This window comes from Dactylosporangium sp. NPDC048998, from assembly GCF_043197855.1.
Lineage (GTDB): Bacteria > Actinomycetota > Actinomycetes > Mycobacteriales > Micromonosporaceae > Dactylosporangium.
In genome coordinates this window covers 231,193-251,738 of sequence record NZ_JBICTV010000009.1, presented here as the reverse complement: position 1 = coordinate 251,738, position 20,546 = coordinate 231,193, and the positions used below count along the sequence as shown (strand labels likewise).

The following is a 20,546-nucleotide window of genomic DNA, read 5'->3' as shown; positions in this document are numbered from 1 at the left end:
TGGGATTTTGGGTTTCGGGGTGTACCTCATGAGCTTTTGGGTGCACCGATCAGCGCTACCGTCCCGGCGTGGACGGCGGCGTCAGCGCAGATCGGAAGTTATCGAGCTATGAGGATGCGGGTTTGCGCCAGAACGACGTGACCCGGAACTGCTGGATGAGCACGGCGACGACGATGATGCCGCCGTTGATGATCCGCTGCAGGTCGAGCTGCAGGTTGTTGATGATGAACAGGTTGGTGATCTGGGTGAAGATCAGCACGCCGAGCAGCGAGCCGATGATGGTGCCGCGGCCGCCGGTGAGTGCGGTGCCGCCGATGATCGCCGCGGCGATTGCGTTGAGCTCGTAGAGGTCGCCGTGGGTGTTGCTGCCGGACTGGGCCTGCGAGACCACGATCAGCGCCGCGATGCCGCAGCACAGGCCGGACAGCGCGTAGAGGGCTACGGTCTGCAGCCGCACGTTGATGCCGGCCAGGCGGGCCGCCTCGGCGTTGCCGCCGATGGCGATCGTGCGCCGGCCGAACGTGGTGCGGTTGAGCAGCACCCAGCCGACCGCGACGACGGCCAGGAAGATGAGCACCACAATCGGGATGCCGGCCACCTTGTTGAGGGCGAAGCCGTTGATGAACGCATCGCGGTTGATCTGCGTGTGCGAGCCCGAGATGCTCTGCGCGAGGCCGCGGGCCGACAGCATCATCGCGAGCGTCGCGATGAACGGCACCAGCTTGCCGTAGGCGATCAGCGAGCCGTTGACCAGGCCGGCGACGGCGCCGACGACGAGCGCGGCGAAGATCATGGCGCCGGCGCCGTAGCTCTGGGTGGCGACCGTGGTGCACCAGACGCTCGCGAGGGCCAGCAGCGCGCCGACCGACAGGTCGATGCCGCCGCTGATCATCACGAAGGTCATGCCGACGGTCAGCACCCCGATGCTGGAGGCCTGGGTGAGCACCGTCAGCTCGTTGTTCCAGAGGTTCTTGCCGTCGAGGAAGATGTCTGGTGCGGTGACCATACCGATGATCAGCAGCACCGCGATCACGCCCATCAGGGCGAGGTTGCGCTTGGCGTTCTCCGCGCCGTCGCGCTGCCACCAGCTCTGGGCGGTGACGCGGGGCGGGTCGTGAACGTCCACCGGTTCGGTAGCGGTGCTCATGCTGCGGTCCCTTCAACGGCATCGCTCGAGAGGCCGGCCCCGTCGAGCAGCGAGCCGGCCATCACGAGGTCGAGCACGGTGTCTTCGTCAAGTTCTTCGGCGGGCGCCTCGCGCACGACCCGGCCCTCCCGCATGACGAGCACGCGGTCGGAGAGGCCGAGCACCTCGGGCACCTCGCTGGACACGAGCAGCACGCCGACGCCCTCGTCGGCGAGCCTGCGGATGACCTGATACAGCTCGGCGCGCGCGCCCACGTCGACGCCGCGGGTCGGCTCGTCGAGCAGCAGCAGCTTCGTGTCGCCCAGCAGCCAGCGCCCGACGACGACCTTCTGCTGGTTGCCGCCGGACAGCGTGCGCACCGGGCGGCGTACATCGGCGGGGCGCAGGTCCAGGCCTCGCGTGATCTCCTCGGCCGCCTCGCGCTCGCGCCCGGCGTCGGTGAAGCCGATACGGGCGTAGCGGGCGAAGCCGGCCAGGGTCACGTTGCGGTAAATCGGCTCGGCGAGCAGCAGCGCCTGGCTCTTGCGCTCCTCCGGCGCCATGCCGATGCCTGCCCGCACGGCGGCGTTGACGCTGCCGCGGCGCAGCCGCCGGCCGCCGAGCTCGACCGTGCCGGCACTCGGGCGGCGGGCGCCGTAGATGCTCTCGAGCACCTCGGAGCGGCCGGAGCCGACCAGGCCGGTGATGCCGACGATCTCGCCGCCGTGCACGTTGAGCGACACGTCCGCGAAGCGCCCCGGCAGCGTCAGCCCCTCGACCCGCAGCAGCGGCTCGCCCTCGAACGTGCGCGCGGCGGGCCGCTCGGGGAAGACGTACTCGATGGTGCGGCCGGTCATCCGGCTCACCAGCTCGCGGTTGGGGGTGGTCTTCGCGTCGAGGTTCGCGGCGGTGGTGCGGCCGTCCTTGAGCACCGTCACCCGGTCGCCGATCTCGCGGATCTCGTCGAGGCGGTGGGAGATGTAGATGACCGCGATGCCCTGCGCGGTAAGGCCGCGCACGACGCGGAACAGGTTCTGCACCTCGTCGTGGGCCAGCACGGCGCTCGGCTCGTCCATGATGAGCAGCCGCGCCTCGCGCGACAGCGCCCGGCCCATGCTGACGATCTGCTTCGCCGCCGCGGGCAGCTTGCCGACCTCGCGGCCGACCGGGATCTCGGGGTGGCCGAGGCGCAGCAGGATCGCGGCCGCGCCGCGGCGCATCGCCCGCCGGGCCACGAAGCCGCCGGTGTTGGGCTCGTGGCCGAGGTACATGTTCTCGGCCACGCTGAGCCCGTCGACCAGGTCGAGCTCCTGGTAGATGGTGGCGATGCCGGCCTTCATGGCCGCCTGCGGGCTGCCGAAGGCGGCCGGCTCGCCCTGCCACAGGATCTCCCCCGAGTCCGGGGTGTGCGCGCCGGAGAGGACCTTGATCAGCGTCGACTTGCCCGCGCCGTTCTGACCGAGCAGGCAGTGCACCTCGCCCGCGCGCACCTCGAGCTGGACGCCGTCGAGCGCGCGGACGCCGGGGAACGTCTTGACCACATCGGTGAGCCGGAGGACCACGTCCGCCGGGGAGTCTTCGGGGGTCTGTGCCGGTGGTTCTGTCATGATGGCCGTCCATATGCGAGTTCGCTGGCCAGCACCGCGGCGCCCACGACGCCGGCGCGAGGGCCGAGCTCGGACAGGACGACCGGCAGGTTGCCGGTCGCAAGGGGCAGCGAGCGCCGGTACACCACGCTGCGGATCTCGGCGAGCAGGATGTGCCCGAGGCCGGCCAGGCCGCCGCCGATCACGATCATCGACGGGTTGATGAAGCTGACCAGGCCGGCGAGCACCCCGCCGACGCGCCGCCCGCCGTCGCGGATGAGCCGGATGCAGGTGACGTCGCCCTCGGCCGCGCCGTCGGCGACGTCCTTCGCGGTCACCGTGCCGTTGGCGGCGAGGCGGTCCGCGAGCGCCGGGGATGCGCCGCTGCGGGCCGCGGCGGTCGCGTCGCGGGCGAGCGCGCCGCCGCCGAAGAGCGCCTCCAGGCAGCCGACGTTGCCGCACGAGCAGACCGGCCCGTGGCTGTCGACCTGGATGTGGCCGATGTCGCCGGCGCATCCGTCGGTGCCCCGGTAGACCTCGCCGTTGAGGTAGATGCCGCAGCCGATGCCCGTGCCGACCTTGAGGAAGAGCAGGTTGTCGACCGAGTGAGCAACGCCCCCGTAGCGCTCGCCGATGCTCATGATGTTGACGTCGTTGTCGACGACGACCGGGCAGTTGTGCTCGCGCCCGAGCGCCTCCCGCACCGGGAACCGGTCCCAGCCGGGCATGATCGGCGGCGAGACCGGCACCCCGTCGCGGAAGCTGACCGGGCCGGGCACGCCGATGCCGATGGCGTTGAGGCGCTCGTAGGCGCCCTCCGCCCTGAACTTGTGCAGGATCTCGTTGACCCGCTGCAGGATCACCTTCGGTCCCGAGCGGATGTCGGCCGGCTCCCCGTAGGCGGCGATCGGCTCCAGCCGGCCATCGGTGATCTCCACGTCGATCGAGCTGGCGCCCAGGTCGACCGCGGCGAAGCGCAGCCCCGGGTTGAGCTCGACCAGCGTCGAACGCCGCCCGCCGCGGCTCGCGGCCGGCCCCGCCTCGCGGATCAGCCCGGTCGCGACCAGCGCGTCCAGGTCCGCCAGCAGCCGGGGCCGCGGCACCTCGAGACGGTCGGCCAGCTCCGCACGCGACAACGCACCGGTGTCCCGCAACAGGCGGAGCAGGCGCGACTGAACCGGATTGTCGATGGCACTGACCGTGTTCATGGGAGCACCTCCTCGTCAGGTCGCAGGCAGGTGTCCGCGACATGCGGCTACACCACCACACCGGCACGCCGGCCCTAGTTGCCGGGCCGTGTGCCGTGCGTTACACCCGTGTTGCGTCGAGACTTTAGGCCGTCCCATCCCCCGCGTCTAGAGCTTCTGGCGTCCGTTACCAAACTTTTGCTGGTTCTGACGGAAGTTCGGACGCAATCGAAAATATGCACGTTCCGGCAGGTCAGATGGTCCGCGTGGAGATCATCCGACCTTTCCGAAACCGGGGCAAACTAGGTCAGCAGAAGTTTTCCCAGCCGGCGGCTCGCGAGCCACAGCCCGCCCGATGCGAGCGCTCCCAGATAGACCGCGTGCCAGAGCAGCCCCCACTGCGGCGAGCCGGTGCACAGCCCGCGCACGAGCGCGACGCCGTGGTACAGCGGGGTCGCCTCCACCAGCACCCGGGCCGCGAGCGGGTAGCCCGACGGCGGCGCGAACGTCCCGCTGAACAGAAACAGCCCGAACTGCGCCACGTTGACGTAGTCGAAGTCCTGCCACGAGCGCAGCAGCGTCGACAGCGCCATGCCCAGCCCGCCGAACGCCAACCCGACCAGCACCACCGCCGGGAACGCCGCCAGCGCCCACAGCGGGGTGGTCAGCCCGAGCGCCACCATGACCATCAGGAACGCCGCCGAGTAGAACCCGCCGCGGACCATCGCCCACAGCAGCTCGCCCCCGGACAGCTGCATCGGCGTGACCGGCGTGGCCAGGGTGGCGTCGTAGAGCTTCATGAACTTCAACTTCCCGTAGAAGTTCATGACGGTCTCGGCCAGCGCACCGTTCATGCCCGACGCGGCGAGCATCGCCGGCGCCACGAACTGCGCATACGACACCATCCGCCCATCGGCCAGCGGCACGTCGCCGACCAGCCGCCCCACCCCGACGCCGATCGAAAGCAGATACAGCAGCGGCTCGGCGAACCCGGACATCAGCACCCACCAGTACGCCGCGTGCCGGGCCGCCGCCAGGTTTCGCGCGGTGACCGACAGCGCGCCCCTGGCGTTGCGCTCGATCCGCCCGTAGACCATCGTCGTGACCATCAGTCCTCCAGCCGGCGGGTGAAGCGGCGCAGGGCCAGCGCATAGCCGGCCGCGATCCAGGCCAGCAGGACGGCCGTGTGCGCCCAGACGCCCCAGGCGGTCGGGGTGCCCAGCGTGGCCGCGCGGCACAGCTCGACGCCGTGCCACAGCGGCGAGGCGTAGGCCAGCGCGCGGGCCGGCGCGGGCAGGTCCCCCACCGGGAAGAACACCCCGGCGAACAGCGACATCGGGACCACGACCAGGCGGAACAGCACCGCGAAGTAGCCGTCGCTGTCCACCGCCGCGGCGAAGCCGAACGTCGGGGCCGCGAAGGCCAGCCCGACCAGCACCGCGGGCAGCGGCGCGGCGAGCGCCCACCACGAGTGCAGTGCTCCGAATGGCAGCAGCACCAGCAGGAACGCGACCGCGGCCAGCGCGGTCCGCAGCGCCAGGTACAGCAGGTGGCCCCGCATGATCGCCCCGGTCGTCAGCGGCGTGGCGCGCATCGCGTGGTAGCTGCGGATCCAGTTGAACGCCGAGAACACCGGCCAGGTCGACTCGCCGACGGCGACCTGCAGCGCGGTCGAGGCGAGCAGGCCGGGCCCGATGTAGTCCAGATACGGCACGCCGAGCGCGGCGCCCGAGCGCGCGTCGACGTAGCTGCCGACCGTCACGCCCATGGCGATCAGGAACATCGCCGGCAGCGCGAACGAGCTGAACACCGTCGAGCGCCACGTGCGCCGATAGGAGACGAGGTGGTATCCCAGGGCGGCGAGGGTGCCCATCACTCCACCAGCGTCCGGCCGGTGAGGTGCAGGAACACATCCTCCAGCGAGCCGCGCCGGACCAGCGTGCTCGACGGCACGAGGCCGCGCCCGGCGATCTCGGCCACCGCGGCGTCGCCGTCCGCCGTATACACCAGGACGCGGTCCGGCAGCACCTCGACGCGCTCCCCGATGCCGTCGAGCTTGTCGCCGGCCACGTCCGCCGGCTCGTCGCCGAAGCGCACCTCGACCACCTCGCGCGTCGAGTGCCGCTCGATCAGCTGCCGCGGCGAGCCCTCCGCGACGATCCGACCCCCGTCCATCACGACGAGCCGGTCGCACAGCTGCTCGGCCTCGTCCATGTAGTGCGTGGTGAGCACCAGCGTCACGCCGCGCTGCTTGAGCCGGAACAGCCGCTCCCAGACCAGGTGCCGGGCCTGCGGATCGAGCCCGGTGGTCGGCTCGTCGAGCAGCACGATGTCGGGCTCGTTGACCAGCGCCCGGGCGATCGTCAGCCGTCGCTTCATGCCGCCGGACAGCGGCTCCACCTTGTCGCCGGCCCGGTCGGCCAGCTGCACGAAGTCGAGCAGCTCCCTGGCGCGCTCCCGAGCGACCCGGCGCGGCACCCCGAAGTAGCGCGCGTAGACGACCAGGTTTTCCAGCACGGTCAGCTCCGGATCGAGCGTGTCCTGCTGCGGGCACACGCCCAGCCGCGCCCGGATCGCGGGGCCGTCCCGCGCCGCGTCGAGGCCGAGGATGCGCAGCGACCCGCTCGTCGGGCGCGACACGCACCCGATCATCCGCATCGTGGAGGACTTGCCCGCGCCGTTGGGGCCCAGGAACCCGAAGGCCTCCCCGGCCGCCACGCGCACGTCGATCCCATCGACAGCCGTAAACTCACCGAACTGCTTGACCAGTGCGGTTGCTGCGATCAATGCCCCGTTGTCCACCACGGCCCGACCATAGCCCGGGGGTACGACAATTTTGAACGCTATTACGATGCCCCCGTGCGCCTCAACCCGCGCTGGCTCGGGCTGGCCGCGACAACCCTGCTGGCCGCCAGCGGGTTCCTGGCCGGCAAGCCGCTGCCTCACGACGCCGCATGGGTGACCGGCGTCTGCGTCTGGTTCGTCGGCCTGGCCCTGCTGGCCCGCGCCTGGTGGTCGCTGCGCGATGCCTCCGGCGCCCGCGAGCTGCTCGTCACCGCGGCGATCTGGAGCGTTCCGCTGCTGGTCGCGCCGCCCATGGGCGCCCTGGACGTGTACGCGTACGCCTGCCAGGGCCAGCTCTTCGACGCCGGGATCAACCTGTACGAACACGGGCCGTCGGCGCTGCCGTGCACCTGGCTGTCCGACGTACCGCCGCTGTGGCGGGACACCCCGACCCCCTACGGCCCGCTGTGGTTCGCGATCTCCGGCGGCGCAGCCTGGCTCGCGCACGGCCACCTCGTCGTCGCCGTCGGCCTGTTCCGCCTGATCGCGGTGCTCGGGCTGGTGCTGTGCGTGGCGGCGGCGCACCGCCTCACGCCGAGTTCGCCCGCGCTGGCCGCCAGCCCGCTCGTGCTGATCCACGTCGTCTCCGGCGTGCACAACGACATCCTGCTCGCCGGCTTCGTGCTGGCCGGCTTCGCGTTCGCCACGCGCGGCCGGTCGGGGCTGTCCGGTGTCGCCTTCGGGCTCGCCGCGGCCGTGAAGGTCACCGCCGTGGTCGCCGCGCCGTTCGCGGTGCTGCTCGTGCTGTTCCGGGTCGGCGGGCCGTGCCGCCGCGCGCCGGCGAGCTTCACCGGGGTGATGCTGCTGACGTACACCGTGCTCGCCGCCGCCACCGGCCACGGCCTCGGCTTCGTCCGCGCGCTGGGCTCCACCGCCGAGCTCAAGCAGTGGCTGTCGATCCCGACCGGGGTGGGCATGGCCGCCGGCTACGTGCTGCGCGTCGCGGGCCGGCCGGCGGCGTTCGACACCGCGGTGGCCGTGGCCCGCGCGCTCGGGTTCGCCGCCCTCGCCGCGATCCTGGTGTACCTCTGGTGGCGGGCGCTGCGGACGGCGCGCCGCACGCCGGGCGAGGCCGCCGACCCGGTGCTCACCGCCGCCGGCCTGGCGCTGCTGGCCACGGCCGTGCTCGGGCCGGTGTTCTACGCCTGGTACGCGCTCGCCGGCATCGCGGTGCTCGCCGGCACGCACCTGACCGGCCGGCTGCGCACCGGCGTGCACGTCGCGGTCGTGGCACTACCGTTCCTGACCCTGCCGGACAGCCTGGGCCTGGCCACGAAGACCAAGCTGCCGGGCGCGTTCCTCGACGTCGCCCTGGTCGTCGCGGTGGTCGCGCGCCTGGTGCGATCCCGCCGCCGGGTGCCGGCGGCGAGTAAGCCCTAGAGCGCGGTACCGGCGCCGGACCGCGCCCAGGCGACCAGCTCGTGCGTCTGCTCGGCGACGCCCGGCGCCTCCGGGTCGATGCCCTCGTCGTAGCGGACCGTCCAGCGCAGCCCGTTGACGCCGGGGACCCGCCGCCCCACGACCCGCACGCCGCGGGTCTCGTCGAGCGGGTGGTGCGAGGTGTGCGCGATCGACTTGTTGACCCGCACCCGGACCTGCTCGGGCACCCGGTCGGGGTCGAGCAGGGTGAGGATCAGCGGCGGGAGGTCGGCCATCACGGCGTAGTCCTCGTCGCCGACCGGGAGCTCGCGCGCCGCGACCACGGCGAGCTGGCGACCCGACCAGGTGGCCTTGTGGATCTCGTGCCAGCCCAGGCGCTCCTCGACGCCGGGCAGCCACAGGCCGTGGTTCGTCGCCACCACGACGTTGTCGCCGGTGGCGTGCGCCCAGGCGACCACGCGCTCGTCGGGGCCGAGCTTGGGGCGCTTGTCGGCGGGCAGCCGCCGCCGCTTCAGAAACACGTTCTAACCCTCCCCCAAATATCGCGATATTGGCGAAATGTCCGGCTGCTTGCGGCCGGACATTTCGGGCTCAACGGCGAGTCGCGGCGTCACCAGCGGCTCGCGCCGCGATCCCGCAGCGCCCGGGCGTGCTGCTCCAGCGACACCAGCTCGCTGAACAGCCGCAAGTGCTCCTCGGCGTTGGTCACCGGGTTGATGCGCTGCAGCTTGGACTTGAGCTCGGCGATGGTCCGGTTGAGCGCCATCAGCTGGAGGCGGTTGATCGTCGCCTCGACGTAGCGCGGGTCGGGCTCGCCGTCCAGGCGCAGCGGCTCCACCGCCAGCTCCGCGACCAGCGCGCCGGCGGCCAGGTCGAGGCACGCCTCGCGGACCCGCTCGATCCACACCGCGCCGCCGCCGCCGCTGGAGGCGCCGCCCGCCTCGGCGACCGCGGCGCGCAGGACCGAATACATCGGATGGGTGTACATGTCGGCGCCGACCGCGTCGAACATCGGGCCGGCCAGCGCCGGCTGCTGCAGCGCCAGCTTGAGCGCCTCCCGCTCGACGAGCGCCTCGGCGCTGTCGGGGGCCAGGATGCGCCGCTGGGCGGGCACGGGGTCGGCGACGCCCTTGGCGGCCGCGTTGACCGCGCGCTGCACAGTCTCGAGCTCCATGCCGAGGTCGCCGGCGAGCTTGCGGGCGTATTCGGGCCGCAGCGTGCGGTCCTTGATCTTGGCGACCAGGGGCGCGGTCGCCCGCAGCGCGCCGACGCGGCCCTCGGCGGTGTCGAGGTCGAAGCGCTGGATCACCGAGCGCAGCGCGAAGTCGAGCAGCGGCTGGCGGTCGGCGACCAGGTCGCGCACGGCCGCATCGCCCTTGGCCAGCCGCAGGTCGCAGGGGTCCATGTTGTCGGGGCCGACCGCGATGAACGTCTGGGCGACGAAGCGCTGGTCGTCCTCGAACGCGCGCAGCGCCGCCTTCTGCCCGGCCGCGTCGCCGTCGAAGGTGAAGATGATCTCGCCGCCGTAGCCGTCGGCGTCCAGCAGCAGCCGGCGCAGCACCGAGATGTGGTCGGCGCCGAACGCGGTGCCGCAGGTCGCGACCGCCACCGACACCCCGGCGAGGTGACAGGCCATCACGTCGGTGTAGCCCTCGACGATGACGACCCGGCTCTGCTTGGCGATCTCCCGCTTGGCCTGGTCGATGCCGTAGAGCACGTGCGACTTCTTGTACAGCGGGGTCTCGGGCGTGTTGAGGTACTTCGGGCCGTCGTCGTCGTCGAACAGCCGCCGCGCGCCGAAGCCGATCACGTCGCCGGAAATGTCCTTGATCGGCCACAACAGCCGGCGGCGGAACCGGTCGATGAGCCCGCCGGAGCGCCCCTCGCGGGAGAGGCCGGCGCTGGTCAGCTCCTGCGCGGAGTACCCCTTCTGGCGCAGGTGCTTGCTCAGGTGGTCCCAGCCGTCGGGGGCGAACCCGCACCCGTAGCGCTCGGCGGCCTCCTTGCCGAACCCGCGCTGGGCCAGGAACTCGCGGGCCGGGCGGGCGCCGGGCGTGCCGAGCTGCTCGGCGTAGAACCGGGCGGCCTCGGCGTGCGCGGCGATCAGCCGCTGCTTCTGCCCTGCGGGGCGGATCGGGGCGCTGCCGGCCTCGACGTATCGCAGCTGCAGCCCGGCCCGCGCGGCGAGACGCTCGACCGACTCGACGAAGCTCAGGTGGTCGTGGTCCATCAGGAACTTGATGGCGTCGCCGCCGGCGCCGCAGCCGTGGCAGAAATACACGTTCCGGGTGGGCGAGACGTTGAACGAGGCGGTCTTCTCGTCGTGGAACGGACACAGGCCCTTGAGGTTGCCGCCACCCGCGGAGCGCAGCGTGACGTGCTCGGAGATCACGTCCTCGATCGACGTGCGTTCCCGGACCAGGGCGATGTCCTCGTCCTTGATCTTGCCGGCCAACCGCCACCTCCCACCCGTCCGACGCCTACATCCTGCCTCGCGGCACCGACAATTTACGACTCACGGGGCGGCGGCGGGTTGCCGGGCCGTGCCATGCTGCGCCCATGCCGACCGAGTCCGGGCCGCAACGGCCGCCTGTCACCCCGTGGTACCGCCGGCGTTGGGTGATGATCGCCACGCTCGGGCTCTCCGGGCGCCTGCCCGACGACCGGCGCCGCCGCCGGCGCGCCCTGCGCCGCCTGACGGTCGCCGCCGTCGTCGTGGCCGCCCTGGTGCTGGCGCCGACGGTCTGGATCCGCGCCGAGGCCTCCGGCCGGGTCGTCCCGGCGGACCGCGCCCCGGCGGCGGACGTGGCGATCGTGTTCGGCGCCCAGCTCGAGCACGGCGGCAAGGACCCGATGTCGTTCCTGCGCAACCGGCTCGACACGGCGGCCGCGCTGGTCTCCTCCGGCAAGGTGAAGGCGCTGCTGATCTCCGGCGACGCGCACGGCGGCTCGGGCAACGAGGTCAAGGTGATGAGCGACTACCTCGCGGCGCGGGGCGTGGACCCGCCCCGGCTGGTGCTCGACCCGTACGGCCTGGACACCTACGACACGTGCCGGCGCGCTCACGACGTGTACGGCGTCAACCGCGCGCTCCTGGTCAGTCAGGACACGCATCTGTACCGCGCGGTGGCCCTCTGCCGCGGGGTGGGCGTCGACGCGTGGGGCGTGCCGGCCGGCTGCCGGGGCTGCCGGCAGGTGACGATCTGGTACAACGACACCAGAGAGGTCGGGGCCGGCTGGAAGGCCGCCTGGGACGCATTGCGGCACCGACCGCCGGCCGTGCAGTCCCCGCCGGATCAGGCACTCCGGCAGGCGGTGGCCGCACACACTCCATAGTGGACGGAGCGCCCAGCGCGGGACGACACGCGGAACTTCGCGCGACACGCACCGGACGGGCGACAACCGTCCTCGCCACACCCGCCCGCCATCGCCGTTTTCGCCGTGCGCGGCCGGTCGCTTCGGCATACTTGACCAGGTCCCTGGCGCCGCATCGACGCGGCCAGATCTGTCAAGTGCGATGCGATGGGTGGTGCGAGTCCGGTGACGGCGAGCGTACGCATGGGGCGGCCTGTGAGACGGGTTGGACGGCGCGGCTCATGGTGATCGTGCTACGGACCACGGACGACGTCCTGCGCTGGTCCGGCGGCCTCGTCGGCCCGCCACTGCGCGCGGCGATCGGGCGGCTGCCCGAGCCGTCCCGCGAGGTCGCCGAGCTGCAGCTGGGCTGGCACACCGGCCGCGACGCGCCGGGCGCGTCGCTGCGCAGCGCGCTCACCCTGGTGTGCGCGGCCGCGGTCGGCGGCGACCCGCACGACGCGGTGCCCTCCGCCGTCGCCGTCGAGCTCATGCACCACTGGTCGGCGATCCGCCGCGACCTGGTCGACGGGCGCGCCGACGGGGCCGCGTGGAGCGTGGTCGGCACCCAGCCGGCGGCGCTGGGCGGCGAGGCGCTGCTCGCGCTCGCGTTCGACGTCGTGGCCACCGGCGACCCCACCCACATCGCGCCGGGCCGGCCCCGGCAGCGTTCCGGACAGCCCGGCCCGGACCGGGCCATGATGCGCATCCTGGGCGACACCGTGCAGGAGCTCCTGCACGGCCAGCACGCCTCGCTCGCGCTGCGCGAGACCCGCCCGGACGTCGCCGCGGAGGAGCGCACCGACCTGCTGCGCGATTGCCTCGCCATGGTGGAGCAGCGCACCGGCGCGCTGTTCGGCTGCGCCTGCGCGCTGGGCGCCGTGGCCGGCGGCGGTGGGGCGGCCCAGGTCGAGCGGCTGCGCCTGTTCGGCGTCCGGCTGGGCCTCGCCGTGCAGTTCGCCGAGGACCTGCTGGGCATCTGGGCCGACGACGGCCCGGGCCGGCCGGCGTACCCGGACCTGCGCCGCCGCCGCCGCTCGCTGCCCGTCGCCGCGGCGATCGCGGCCGGCGCCGACGAGCTGACCGGGCTGTTCGACGGCCGGGGCCGGCTCAGCGACGCCGACGCCGAGCGCGCGGCGAAGACGATCGAGCAGTCCGGCGCCCGCGACTGGTGCCGCCGCCAGGCCGAGGAGCTGCTCTCCCAGGCCCTGCTCGCCCTGGATCTGGCCTCCCCGTCACCCGCCTCGATCGCCGAGCTCGTGGCGCTGGCCCGCCGCGCGACCGCCGCGCCGCGCTGAGCGCCACGGCGGGGCGCGGGCCGGTCAGCGATGACGGTCAGGTGATGGCGGCCACGACCTTTGCGGCCCGGTCGGCGTGCTTCTGGTACGCCTCCGGGTACGCCGAGCGCTGCACCGCCTGCGCGGCAGCCGTCACGCTCATGTTCTGCCAGCCCTTGACGTGGGTCAGCGCGTTGTAGAACAGCATCGCCGAGTGGGACGGGTTCATGAGCTCGGCCACGGTGCCCCAGCCCTGGCTCGTGCGCTGCTGGAACAGCCCGACCGAGTCGTGGTCCTGGGAGACCCCTTCGTGCGGCAGCTTCAGCGAGGCCGGCACGGCGCGGCTGGCGACGTTGTAGAGGTCGCTCTCCTGCATCGCGGTGGCGACGGCGACGACGAGGGCCTTGCTGGGCAGGCCCTGGGCGCGCCCCTGCCGCACGATCGTCACGGCATTGTTCATCTGGGTCTGGTCGAGCCCGGCGACCGGGCGCGGCGGCTGTGGCGCGGCCGGCGCGACGGGCGTGGTCGGCGTTGTCGGCTTGGTCGGCATGATCGACTTGGTCGGCTTGGTCGGCTTGGTCGGCGTGGTTGTGGGCGCGGCGGGCGCCGCCTCGGCCGCCGAGACGGCGGCGGTGCCGCCGAGCAGCGGCGAGACGAACGCCGCAGCGTACGCGTAGGCGGGCGGGGCGGCCACGGCCGGCGGGTGCACGGCCGGCGGCCGGCCGGTGGAGCCCGCGGCGAACAGCGTCGCGGACAGCACGACGGCGGACGCGGCCCCGGTTCGCACGGACAGGCTGACCCGCCGGCGTCTGGACTGGAACTGGCGCGGTAATGACTTCACGTAAGCGATTCCTCATCGAAGACGGCGTGAGCTGGGCGCACGGCAGGGCGCCGCGGCGTCAGCGCACGGAACAGAACGGCGCGGGAACGGCTGCGCGAGAAATAGGCGCGAAAAAATGGGCGCGGAAAGAGCGCACGGAAATACGGCGCGAATCAGCGCACGGCGAAGCACACGCCGGAGCGGGCGTGCAAAGGACTCCGCACGGGAGAGGGCGCGCGGTATCGGCGCGGTCCCACGGCTCGGCCGGGGTCGCGCGGCGATTGGGCGTCGATCAGCGTTTGAGCGCGGCCAGGCGTTACGTCCTGGCGTTCACCCGGCCTTGAGGATGGCGGCGGGCGGCCGCTGTCGGAGCATCGAGATGCAGCACGAGCAGTTCTCCTTCCGGTGCCGCCTACCGGGTTAGCTGACGGGTTCGGACGGGAGGATTCGCCCTACCGTGACTCGGTCACGGATACACCCCAAGGGACTGCATGGGTCCCCGGCCCGCGATGCCGAAGTGCGCTGTGCGACTCGGCGGTGCAGCTCGACGGCGCCAGCCCGGCGGCACCGTGATCGGCGCACGTCGACCGAGCAGACCACCCGACCTTACTGGGCGGTTTCCGCCTCGGCCAACCGCAGCAACGGGATCCCACCCGATGCACCGGTACGCTCACCGAAGGCCGTCACCCGGCCGGTCATCTTGTCCGTCATCCGGTTATCGTGCCGATGGCCTTTCACCTGGTACATGGCCCGATCGGCGATGCGCAGGGCGGCGCCGGCGTCCGCGACCGTGTCGTCTATCACGGCGACGCCGACGCTGACGCGCACCCGCAGCACGTGACCGTCGTGCATGATCGGCGCGGACACGGCCCGTTCGACCCGCTCGGCCAGGGCGACGCGGGCCAGATCGCCGACGTTCTCGGTCAGCACCACGAACTCGTCGCCGCCGAGGCGCGCCACCGTGTCCCCCGGCCGGACGAGCCCGGCCAGCCGCTGGGCCACCGCGACGAGCACCGCGTCGCCGGCCTCGTGCCCGAGCGTGTCGTTGACCACCTTGAAATCGTCGAGGTCACAGAACAGCAGCGCGCTGCCGCCCTGCCCGGCGTGGGCGCGCCGGATCGCCGCGGCGAGCGGCGCCGCCAGGGCGTCGCGGTTGGCGAGCCCGGTCAGCGGGTCGCACAGCGCCCGGCGTACCAGATCGGCCTCGGTGGCCTTGCGGTCCGTGACGTCCTGGACCTGCAGGATCCCGAACGACGCCGGCCCGGCCACGATCGACATGGTCGCCGAGATCCAGATCATCTGCCCGTCGCCGCGCACGCAGCGCAGCTCGTAGTCGCGCACCGGCGCGCCCCTGCTCGTCAGCGCGGCGGCGAACGCGACGCGGGCGACCTCGACGTCGTCGGGGTGCAGCAGCTCGCCGAGGCGCACCGCGACCAGCTCGCGCTCGTCGCGCCCCAGCAGCTCGCACAGCGCGGGGTTGACCCGCGTCATCCGGCCGAGGTCGGCGGCTTCCAGCCCGATCATGCACATGCCGGTGCCGGCGCCGTCGAAGGCGAGCCGGAACGCCTCCTCACTGGCCGCGAGGTGCCGCCGCTCCCGCTGCAGCGCCTCGACGAGGTTGGCATTGTTGATCGCGATGCCGGCCTGTGCGGCGAGCATCTCCAGCAGTTCGCGCTGCAGCGGACCCGGCCGGCGCCCGTCCGCGGGCAGGTCGACGCCGAGGATGCCGACGAGCTCGCCGTCGGGCGCCCGCAGCGGCGCGAACAGCGCGTCGAGGGGGTGCCAGCGCTCGTCCTCGGGCACGCCGTCGTCGACGGGCACCTCGTCGGGTACCCACGACTGGATGTGGTCGCTGAACCTCGCGTGCGGCAGGAACCGCAGCTGCCCCCACCGCTCGGCGCGCTCGAGGTAGCCGTCGAGATCCTCCGCGGGGTACCGCACGCCGAGCAGCGTCTCGCGGGCCTCGTCGGAACCGGCCAGCGCCACCGCCTCGTACACGCCCTCGGGGTGCAGGTAGTTCACGACGGCGACACCGAACCCGACGCCGTCGACCACCGCGTCCACGATGAGCTGCAGCGTCTCGGCGAGGGTCACGCCGGTGTTGATCCGGCCGGTGATCCGGTACACGGAGCGGATCGCGGCCATCGCCGCGTCGCGATCAGGCTCCATGGCTCGCCCACCCAGTTCCGGCTGACCTTGCACCCCTACATCGACGCATCAAACCGGATCTGAAGTAAACCCTCGTGTCACGAAAATGCGGTGGGCGGCAGTGCGAGGGCGCCGGCCGCGCGCCGGGCCTCCCGGGTCACGGCCGCGATGAGCAGCCGGCGCCACGGCATGTACGGCAGCATCCGGATGCCGAGCGCCTGCAGCCGCACGGCACGCTCGGACTTCGGCGCGAACCCCTTCGCCGGGCCGAGCGCGGCGCGCTGGTTGCGGTCGACGAAGTCGCGCAGCTCGCGATCGTAGGCTGATAAGTCCGGACACTCCGTGATGTTTCGCGCCAGCAGGTACGCGCCGACCAGCGCCAGGCCCGTGCCCTGCCCCGTCAGCGCCGACGGGCAGTACCCGGCGTCGCCGACGAGCGCGATCCGCCCCGAGGTCCAGCGGTCCATGCGCACCTGCGCGTTGGGCGCGACGTACAGGTCCGGCGCCGCCCGCATGTGCTCGAGCAGCCGCGGCACCACCCAGCCGGCCCCGGCGAACGCCTCCTCGACGGACCGCAGCCGGGCGTCGTGGTCGCGCGGGGGCATCGGCCCGCCGTACAGCAGCGTCACCTTCACCTCGTGGGAGCCCCGGTCGGTCTTCACGCTCACCACCCGGCCGGGGGCGGAGTGGATCACCTGCCGGCGCTCGACACCCAACTCGTTCGGGGCCGTGAAGATCGCCGCGCTGCTGCCCAGGTGGTGGACGTACCGCTCGGGCGGCCCGAACGCGAGCGCCCGGATCCGCGAGGAGATCCCGTCCGCGCCCACCACGAAGTCGAACCGGCGCGCCCCGCCGCGCTCGAGCGTCACCTCCACGCCGCGCGCGTCCGCGCGCAGCGCCGCGACCGTGTCGCCGAAGATCCACTCCACCCCGTCCGGCACGGCCGCGTGCAGCATGCCGGTGAGGTCGCCCTTCATGATCTCGATGTCGGCGGGGTCGAGCACCCCGAAGCCGAGCGGCAGCGTGGCGATCCGCCGGCCGTCGCGGTCGACGAAGTCGGTGGCGAGGGTGTCGGTACCGCGCCGCCGTGCCTCGTCCGCGATGCCCATCCGCGCGGCCACCTCCAGCGCGACCCCGCGGATGTCGATCGCGTACCCGCCCTCGCGCAGGGCCGGCGCGCGCTCCACCACCGTCACCTCGCAGCCGGCGCGGCGCAGCCAGTACGCCAGGGCGTTGCCGGCGATGCTCGCACCGCAGATCAGAACCCGAGTCATGCGTACACCGTACGAACACTCGCGCGCGGCGCTCTACGGCGCGCGTGAACGGCTAGGGTGTGCACTAGTGCACGCCATCGAGCCTCCGTACCTGCGGATCGTCGCGCGGATCCGCGCCGGGATCGCCGCCGGCGAGCTGCGCCCGGGCGACCGCGTGCCGTCGACACGCGAGCTGATGCGCTCGTACGGCGTGGCGATGGCGACCGCCACGAAGGCGCTGACCGCCCTGCGCCGGGAGGGCCTGGTCGAGCCGCGGCCCGGCGTCGGAACCGTGGTGGCCCGCCGTCCGCGTGCCCGGCCCGCGGCGGCGCCCGGCGGCCCCGCGCCGCTGGACCGGATCGTCGCGGCCGCGATCCGGATGGCCGACGCCGACGGGCTCGCCGCGCTGTCGATGCGCCGCCTGGCCGCCGCGCTCGGCCTGCCGACGATGACGCTGTACCGGCACGTGACCAACAAGGAGGAGCTGCTGCTCCTGATGACCGACGCGGCCTTCGGCGAGGCGCCCCTGCCGCACCGCGACGGCGACGGGCCTGCCGGCGGTGACTGGCGCGCCCGGCTGGAGACGACCGCACGCCTGCAGTGGGGCGTGTACCGCCGCCACCCGTGGGCGGCCGAGGTCATGTCGTTCACCCGCCCGCCCCTGGCCGCGAACGCGATGGCGCACACCGAATGGTGCCTGACCGCGCTGGAGGCGGCCGGCATGCCGCTGCCGCGGGCCATGCACGCCGCGATGATGCTGGCCAACCACGTCCGCGGCTGCGCGGTGAACCTCGAGTGGGAGGCCAACGCCGAGCAGGACACCGGGCTGGACAACGTGCAGTGGTTCACCGAGCAGGAGGCGCGCTTCGCCCGGATCACCTCCAGCGGCCGCTTCCCGGCCGTCATGCGCCTCGCCGCGCTCGGCCCCGACGCCGTCGACTACGAGCTCGACACGCTGTTCGAGTTCGGCCTGGCCCGCCTGCTCGACGGACTGGCCGCCCTCCTTAGGGTTGGGGCATGAGCATCCCGTCGGTGAAGCTGAACTCGGGCCTCGACATGCCCGTCGTCGGCTACGGCACCTACCCGCTCAAGGGCCGCCGCGCCACCGACGCGATCCTCGCCGCGATCGGGTCCGGCTACCGCCTGATCGACACCGCCGCGTCGTACGGCAACGAGGACGCGGTCGGCGCCGCCGTGCGCGAGTCGGGCCTGCCCCGCGCCGAGCTCTTCGTCACGACCAAACTCCGCGGCAGCGACCAGGGCCGCGGCTCCACCCGGGCCGGCCTGGAGCGCTCACTGGAGCGCCTCGGCCTGGAGTACGTCGACCTCTACCTCATCCACTGGCCGCTGCCCGCGGTCGGTCGCTATGTGGAGTCGTACGCCGAGATGGCCGAGCTGCGGCGCGAGGGCCTGATCCGCTCGCTGGGCGTGTCAAACTTCCTGCCGGAGCACCTCGACGCCGTCGTGGCCGAGACCGGCATCCAACCGGCCGTCGACCAGCTGCAGGTCTCCCCCTCGCACTCGCGGGCGGAGCTCGTCGCCGCGGTACAGCGGACCGGCACCGTCGTCCAGGCGTGGAGCCCGCTGGAGCGCAACACCGGCGTCCTCGACCACCCGTCGGTCGCCGCGATCGCCGCCCGCCTCGGCATCACCGGCGCCCAGGTCGTGCTGCGCTGGCTGCTGCAACGCAACGTCACCGTGGTCCCGCACTCCGGCGACCCGGGCCGCCAGCACACCAACGCCGACCTGTTCGGCTTCGAACTGACCACCGACGACATGACCGCGATCAACGCCCTCGACACCGGCGTCCCGGTCAAGCAGGACCCCCGGACCTGGGAGGAGTTCTAGGCAGGAGGCGGTTGAGGCGCATGACGACCGCACGACGACGCCCCGGTTGCACGGCGTCGCGTGAGCAACCGATCGCGGAGTCGGCCTACGCCGACCACCTGCGGAGGATGCAAGAGAAGGACGGCGAGCAATGATGGACCACCTCAAGGACCCCCAGGCGATCTCCTGGGAAGACATGCAGGACGAACTCGGCCTCACCGAAGCCGAGCGGGCGTGTATCGACCCCGGTGCGCAGGAGCTGATCGCACAGGCCCGCGCCTATCGCCTTGCCGAGGTCCGCCGCCGCCAGCATGCGACCCAGACGGACATCGCGAAGGCAATGGGCGTCACACAGGCCCGCGTGTCCCGAATCGAGAAAGGGCGAACTGACCCGGAGCGAGGTCGCGGGCCGCGGAGCCGTCAGCCGCCGCTGTCGTCGAGTTCGGCGCCTTCGGGGACTTCGTCGGTGTCGCGGTCGTCCAGCCAGCCCTCGGGGAGCACCACCCTGCCCGGGGTGCCCGTGCGGCCCCTTGGCTGGCCCAGGATCTCTCTCGGGAACGGGGTGTCGTGGTCGAGTTGGGCGAGGAGGTCCGACAACTCGGTCAGGGACGATGACATGGCCAGCGAGCGGCGCAGTTCGCCGCCCGCGGGGAAGCCCTTCAAATACCATGCCACGTGCTTGCGGAAGTCGGTGACGCCGTCGCGTTCGGTGCCCAGCCATGCGGTCAGCAGCTCCGCGTGGCGATACATCAACGCCGTCACCTCGCCCAGCGACGGTAGCTTCCGCTCGGTGCGGCCCGCGAACGCGGCGGCCAGGTCGGCGAACAGCCACGGGCGGCCCAGGCAGCCGCGGCCGATGACCACGCCGTCGCAGCCCGTGGCGGTCATCATCCGGAGGGCGTCCGTCGCCTCCCAGATGTCGCCGTTGCCCAGGACCGGGATGTCCAGGGCCTGCTTGAGCGCGGCAATCGCGGACCAGTCGGCCTCGCCCGAGTAGCGCTGCGCGGCCGTTCGCGCGTGCAGCGCCACCCACGCCACGCCGGCATCCTGGGCGGTCAGGGCGGCGTCCAGGAAGGTGCGGTGGTCGTCGTCGATGCCGATGCGCATCTTCACCGTCACCGGCAGGCCCTGGGCCGCCTCGACCGCCGACGAGACGATCGAGGCGAACAGCCGGCGCTTCCACGGCAGGGCCGAGCCGCCGCCGCGGCGGGTGACCTTCGGGACACTGCAGCCGAAGTTCATGTCGATGTGGTCGGCCAGGTCCTCCTCGACGACCATCTCGACGGCCTTGCGGATCGTGGCCGGATCGACGCCGTACAGCTGCAGGCTGCGCGGGTGCTCGCCGTCGGCGAAGCGGATCATCGACATGGTCTTCGGGTTGCGCTCGACCAGGGCGCGGGTGGTGATCATCTCGCAGACGTACAGGCCGGCACCCTGCTCGCGGCACAGCTGACGGAACGCCACGTTGGTGATGCCGGCCATCGGGGCCAGCACCACGGGCGGGTCGACGACGTGGGGTCCAAGCTGCAGCGGCACGCCTCCGAGCATCGCACGAGGGCGGTCGGTACCCAAAAAACGCCGGACGCAAAAGCGATGATTGAACGTGCGCGAAATTCGGATATGCGATACAGCAATACGCATCCCGAAGTGTGGAAACGTGCCAACTTGGATTGGAGACGGAGAGCGCTCTCTTGCGCGTTTCTGCGCATGGAATCGCTCCCAGGTGCAGCGGAAATCGAAAGAC

17 protein-coding genes, 1 pseudogene and 1 riboswitch are annotated in these 20,546 nt (G+C 72.5%); of the genes and pseudogenes, 6 read left to right on the top strand and 12 right to left on the bottom strand.

Going from position 1 to position 20,546, the window contains the following annotated elements; all coding sequences use genetic code 11:
* Positions 1-106: 106 nt before the first annotated feature.
* The 6 genes from ACGFI8_RS22910 to ACGFI8_RS22885 form a co-directional block, all read right to left on the bottom strand.
* A complete protein-coding gene (locus ACGFI8_RS22910) occupies positions 107-1,147 on the bottom strand; it encodes an ABC transporter permease (RefSeq protein ID WP_392807714.1) in 1,041 nt (346 codons plus the stop codon).
* The gene (locus ACGFI8_RS22905; RefSeq protein WP_392807712.1) at positions 1,144-2,733 is read right to left on the bottom strand and encodes a sugar ABC transporter ATP-binding protein; all 1,590 of its coding nucleotides are present in this window, start codon (positions 2,731-2,733) and stop codon (positions 1,144-1,146) included. The genes ACGFI8_RS22910 and ACGFI8_RS22905 overlap by 4 nt, the downstream gene beginning before the upstream one ends.
* Complete coding sequence (locus tag ACGFI8_RS22900) at positions 2,730-3,920, bottom strand: ROK family transcriptional regulator (RefSeq protein WP_392807710.1); 1,191 nt, start codon at positions 3,918-3,920, stop codon at positions 2,730-2,732. The genes ACGFI8_RS22905 and ACGFI8_RS22900 overlap by 4 nt, the downstream gene beginning before the upstream one ends.
* 281 nt (positions 3,921-4,201) lie before the next feature.
* On the bottom strand, positions 4,202-5,008 hold the full coding sequence (locus tag ACGFI8_RS22895; protein ID WP_392807708.1) for an ABC transporter permease: 807 nt from the start codon (positions 5,006-5,008) through the stop codon (positions 4,202-4,204).
* The gene (locus ACGFI8_RS22890) at positions 5,008-5,772 is read right to left on the bottom strand and encodes an ABC transporter permease (RefSeq protein WP_392807827.1); all 765 of its coding nucleotides are present in this window, start codon (positions 5,770-5,772) and stop codon (positions 5,008-5,010) included. Before ACGFI8_RS22890 ends, ACGFI8_RS22895 begins: the two co-directional genes overlap by 1 nt.
* Positions 5,772-6,704, bottom strand: coding sequence for an ABC transporter ATP-binding protein (locus ACGFI8_RS22885; protein WP_392807707.1), 933 nt, complete (start codon positions 6,702-6,704; stop codon positions 5,772-5,774). Before ACGFI8_RS22885 ends, ACGFI8_RS22890 begins: the two co-directional genes overlap by 1 nt.
* A 54-nt stretch (positions 6,705-6,758) precedes the next feature.
* On the opposite strand from ACGFI8_RS22885, the gene mptB reads away from it, so the two are divergent.
* Positions 6,759-8,123, top strand: a complete 1,365-nt coding sequence (gene mptB, locus ACGFI8_RS22880) for a polyprenol phosphomannose-dependent alpha 1,6 mannosyltransferase MptB (protein ID WP_392807706.1) — start codon at positions 6,759-6,761, stop codon at positions 8,121-8,123.
* On the opposite strand, the gene ACGFI8_RS22875 is transcribed toward mptB, so the two are convergent.
* Both ACGFI8_RS22875 and dnaG read right to left on the bottom strand, forming a co-directional pair.
* On the bottom strand, positions 8,120-8,644 hold the full coding sequence (locus ACGFI8_RS22875; protein ID WP_392807704.1) for a hypothetical protein: 525 nt from the start codon (positions 8,642-8,644) through the stop codon (positions 8,120-8,122). The two genes, mptB and ACGFI8_RS22875, sit on opposite strands and share 4 nt — an antisense overlap.
* A gap of 89 nt (positions 8,645-8,733) precedes the next feature.
* On the bottom strand, positions 8,734-10,578 hold the full coding sequence (gene dnaG, locus ACGFI8_RS22870) for a DNA primase (protein ID WP_392807702.1): 1,845 nt from the start codon (positions 10,576-10,578) through the stop codon (positions 8,734-8,736).
* Positions 10,579-10,682: 104 nt separating this feature from the next.
* On the opposite strand from dnaG, the gene ACGFI8_RS22865 reads away from it, so the two are divergent.
* Both ACGFI8_RS22865 and ACGFI8_RS22860 read left to right on the top strand, forming a co-directional pair.
* Complete coding sequence (locus tag ACGFI8_RS22865; protein ID WP_392807701.1) at positions 10,683-11,459, top strand: vancomycin high temperature exclusion protein; 777 nt, start codon at positions 10,683-10,685, stop codon at positions 11,457-11,459.
* Positions 11,460-11,719: 260 nt separating this feature from the next.
* The gene (locus ACGFI8_RS22860) at positions 11,720-12,775 is read left to right on the top strand and encodes a polyprenyl synthetase family protein (RefSeq protein ID WP_392807699.1); all 1,056 of its coding nucleotides are present in this window, start codon (positions 11,720-11,722) and stop codon (positions 12,773-12,775) included.
* A gap of 37 nt (positions 12,776-12,812) precedes the next feature.
* On the opposite strand, the gene ACGFI8_RS22855 is transcribed toward ACGFI8_RS22860, so the two are convergent.
* From ACGFI8_RS22855 to ACGFI8_RS22845, 3 genes are all read right to left on the bottom strand, one after another.
* The gene (locus tag ACGFI8_RS22855; protein ID WP_392807698.1) at positions 12,813-13,595 is read right to left on the bottom strand and encodes a hypothetical protein; all 783 of its coding nucleotides are present in this window, start codon (positions 13,593-13,595) and stop codon (positions 12,813-12,815) included.
* A 373-nt stretch (positions 13,596-13,968) separates the two neighbouring features.
* A riboswitch (cyclic di-AMP (ydaO/yuaA leader) is annotated at positions 13,969-14,121 on the bottom strand.
* Positions 14,122-14,180: 59 nt separating this feature from the next.
* Positions 14,181-15,743, bottom strand: a complete 1,563-nt coding sequence (locus ACGFI8_RS22850; protein WP_392807696.1) for a diguanylate cyclase domain-containing protein — start codon at positions 15,741-15,743, stop codon at positions 14,181-14,183.
* A gap of 77 nt (positions 15,744-15,820) precedes the next feature.
* Positions 15,821-16,996 carry an FAD-dependent monooxygenase gene (locus tag ACGFI8_RS22845; protein ID WP_392807693.1) on the bottom strand — a complete coding sequence of 392 codons (1,176 nt, stop codon included), beginning with the start codon at positions 16,994-16,996 and terminating at the stop codon, positions 15,821-15,823.
* 67 nt (positions 16,997-17,063) lie between these two features.
* Between ACGFI8_RS22845 and ACGFI8_RS22840 the strand changes: the two genes are divergently transcribed.
* The 3 genes and pseudogenes from ACGFI8_RS22840 to ACGFI8_RS22830 all read left to right on the top strand — a co-directional run.
* Positions 17,064-17,996, top strand: a complete 933-nt coding sequence (locus ACGFI8_RS22840) for a TetR/AcrR family transcriptional regulator C-terminal domain-containing protein (protein WP_392807691.1) — start codon at positions 17,064-17,066, stop codon at positions 17,994-17,996.
* The gene (locus ACGFI8_RS22835; RefSeq protein ID WP_392807690.1) at positions 17,993-18,823 is read left to right on the top strand and encodes an aldo/keto reductase; all 831 of its coding nucleotides are present in this window, start codon (positions 17,993-17,995) and stop codon (positions 18,821-18,823) included. The genes ACGFI8_RS22840 and ACGFI8_RS22835 overlap by 4 nt, the downstream gene beginning before the upstream one ends.
* A 130-nt stretch (positions 18,824-18,953) precedes the next feature.
* Positions 18,954-19,190: pseudogene (locus ACGFI8_RS22830) on the top strand (helix-turn-helix domain-containing protein); the annotation flags it as partial.
* Between the two features lie 32 nt (positions 19,191-19,222).
* Here ACGFI8_RS22830 and dusB read toward each other — a convergent pair.
* Positions 19,223-20,350, bottom strand: coding sequence for a tRNA dihydrouridine synthase DusB (gene dusB, locus ACGFI8_RS22825; RefSeq protein ID WP_392807826.1), 1,128 nt, complete (start codon positions 20,348-20,350; stop codon positions 19,223-19,225).
* Between the last annotated feature and the right edge of the window lie 196 nt (positions 20,351-20,546).

Excerpts from the sequence above, each read along its gene's own strand:
- ACGFI8_RS22910 (WP_392807714.1), bottom strand. The coding sequence starts at position 1,147 with ATGAGCACCGCTACCGAACCGGTGGACGTTCACGACCCGCCCCGCGTC.
- ACGFI8_RS22905 (WP_392807712.1), bottom strand. The coding sequence starts at position 2,733 with ATGACAGAACCACCGGCACAGACCCCCGAAGACTCCCCGGCGGACGTG.
- ACGFI8_RS22900 (WP_392807710.1), bottom strand. The coding sequence starts at position 3,920 with ATGAACACGGTCAGTGCCATCGACAATCCGGTTCAGTCGCGCCTGCTC.
- ACGFI8_RS22895 (WP_392807708.1), bottom strand. The coding sequence starts at position 5,008 with ATGGTCACGACGATGGTCTACGGGCGGATCGAGCGCAACGCCAGGGGC.
- ACGFI8_RS22890 (WP_392807827.1), bottom strand. The coding sequence starts at position 5,772 with ATGGGCACCCTCGCCGCCCTGGGATACCACCTCGTCTCCTATCGGCGC.
- ACGFI8_RS22865 (WP_392807701.1), top strand. The coding sequence starts at position 10,683 with ATGCCGACCGAGTCCGGGCCGCAACGGCCGCCTGTCACCCCGTGGTAC.
- ACGFI8_RS22860 (WP_392807699.1), top strand. The coding sequence starts at position 11,720 with ATGGTGATCGTGCTACGGACCACGGACGACGTCCTGCGCTGGTCCGGC.
- ACGFI8_RS22850 (WP_392807696.1), bottom strand. The coding sequence starts at position 15,743 with ATGGAGCCTGATCGCGACGCGGCGATGGCCGCGATCCGCTCCGTGTAC.
- ACGFI8_RS22845 (WP_392807693.1), bottom strand. The coding sequence starts at position 16,996 with ATGACTCGGGTTCTGATCTGCGGTGCGAGCATCGCCGGCAACGCCCTG.
- ACGFI8_RS22835 (WP_392807690.1), top strand. The coding sequence starts at position 17,993 with ATGAGCATCCCGTCGGTGAAGCTGAACTCGGGCCTCGACATGCCCGTC.
- dusB (WP_392807826.1), bottom strand. The coding sequence starts at position 20,350 with ATGCTCGGAGGCGTGCCGCTGCAGCTTGGACCCCACGTCGTCGACCCG.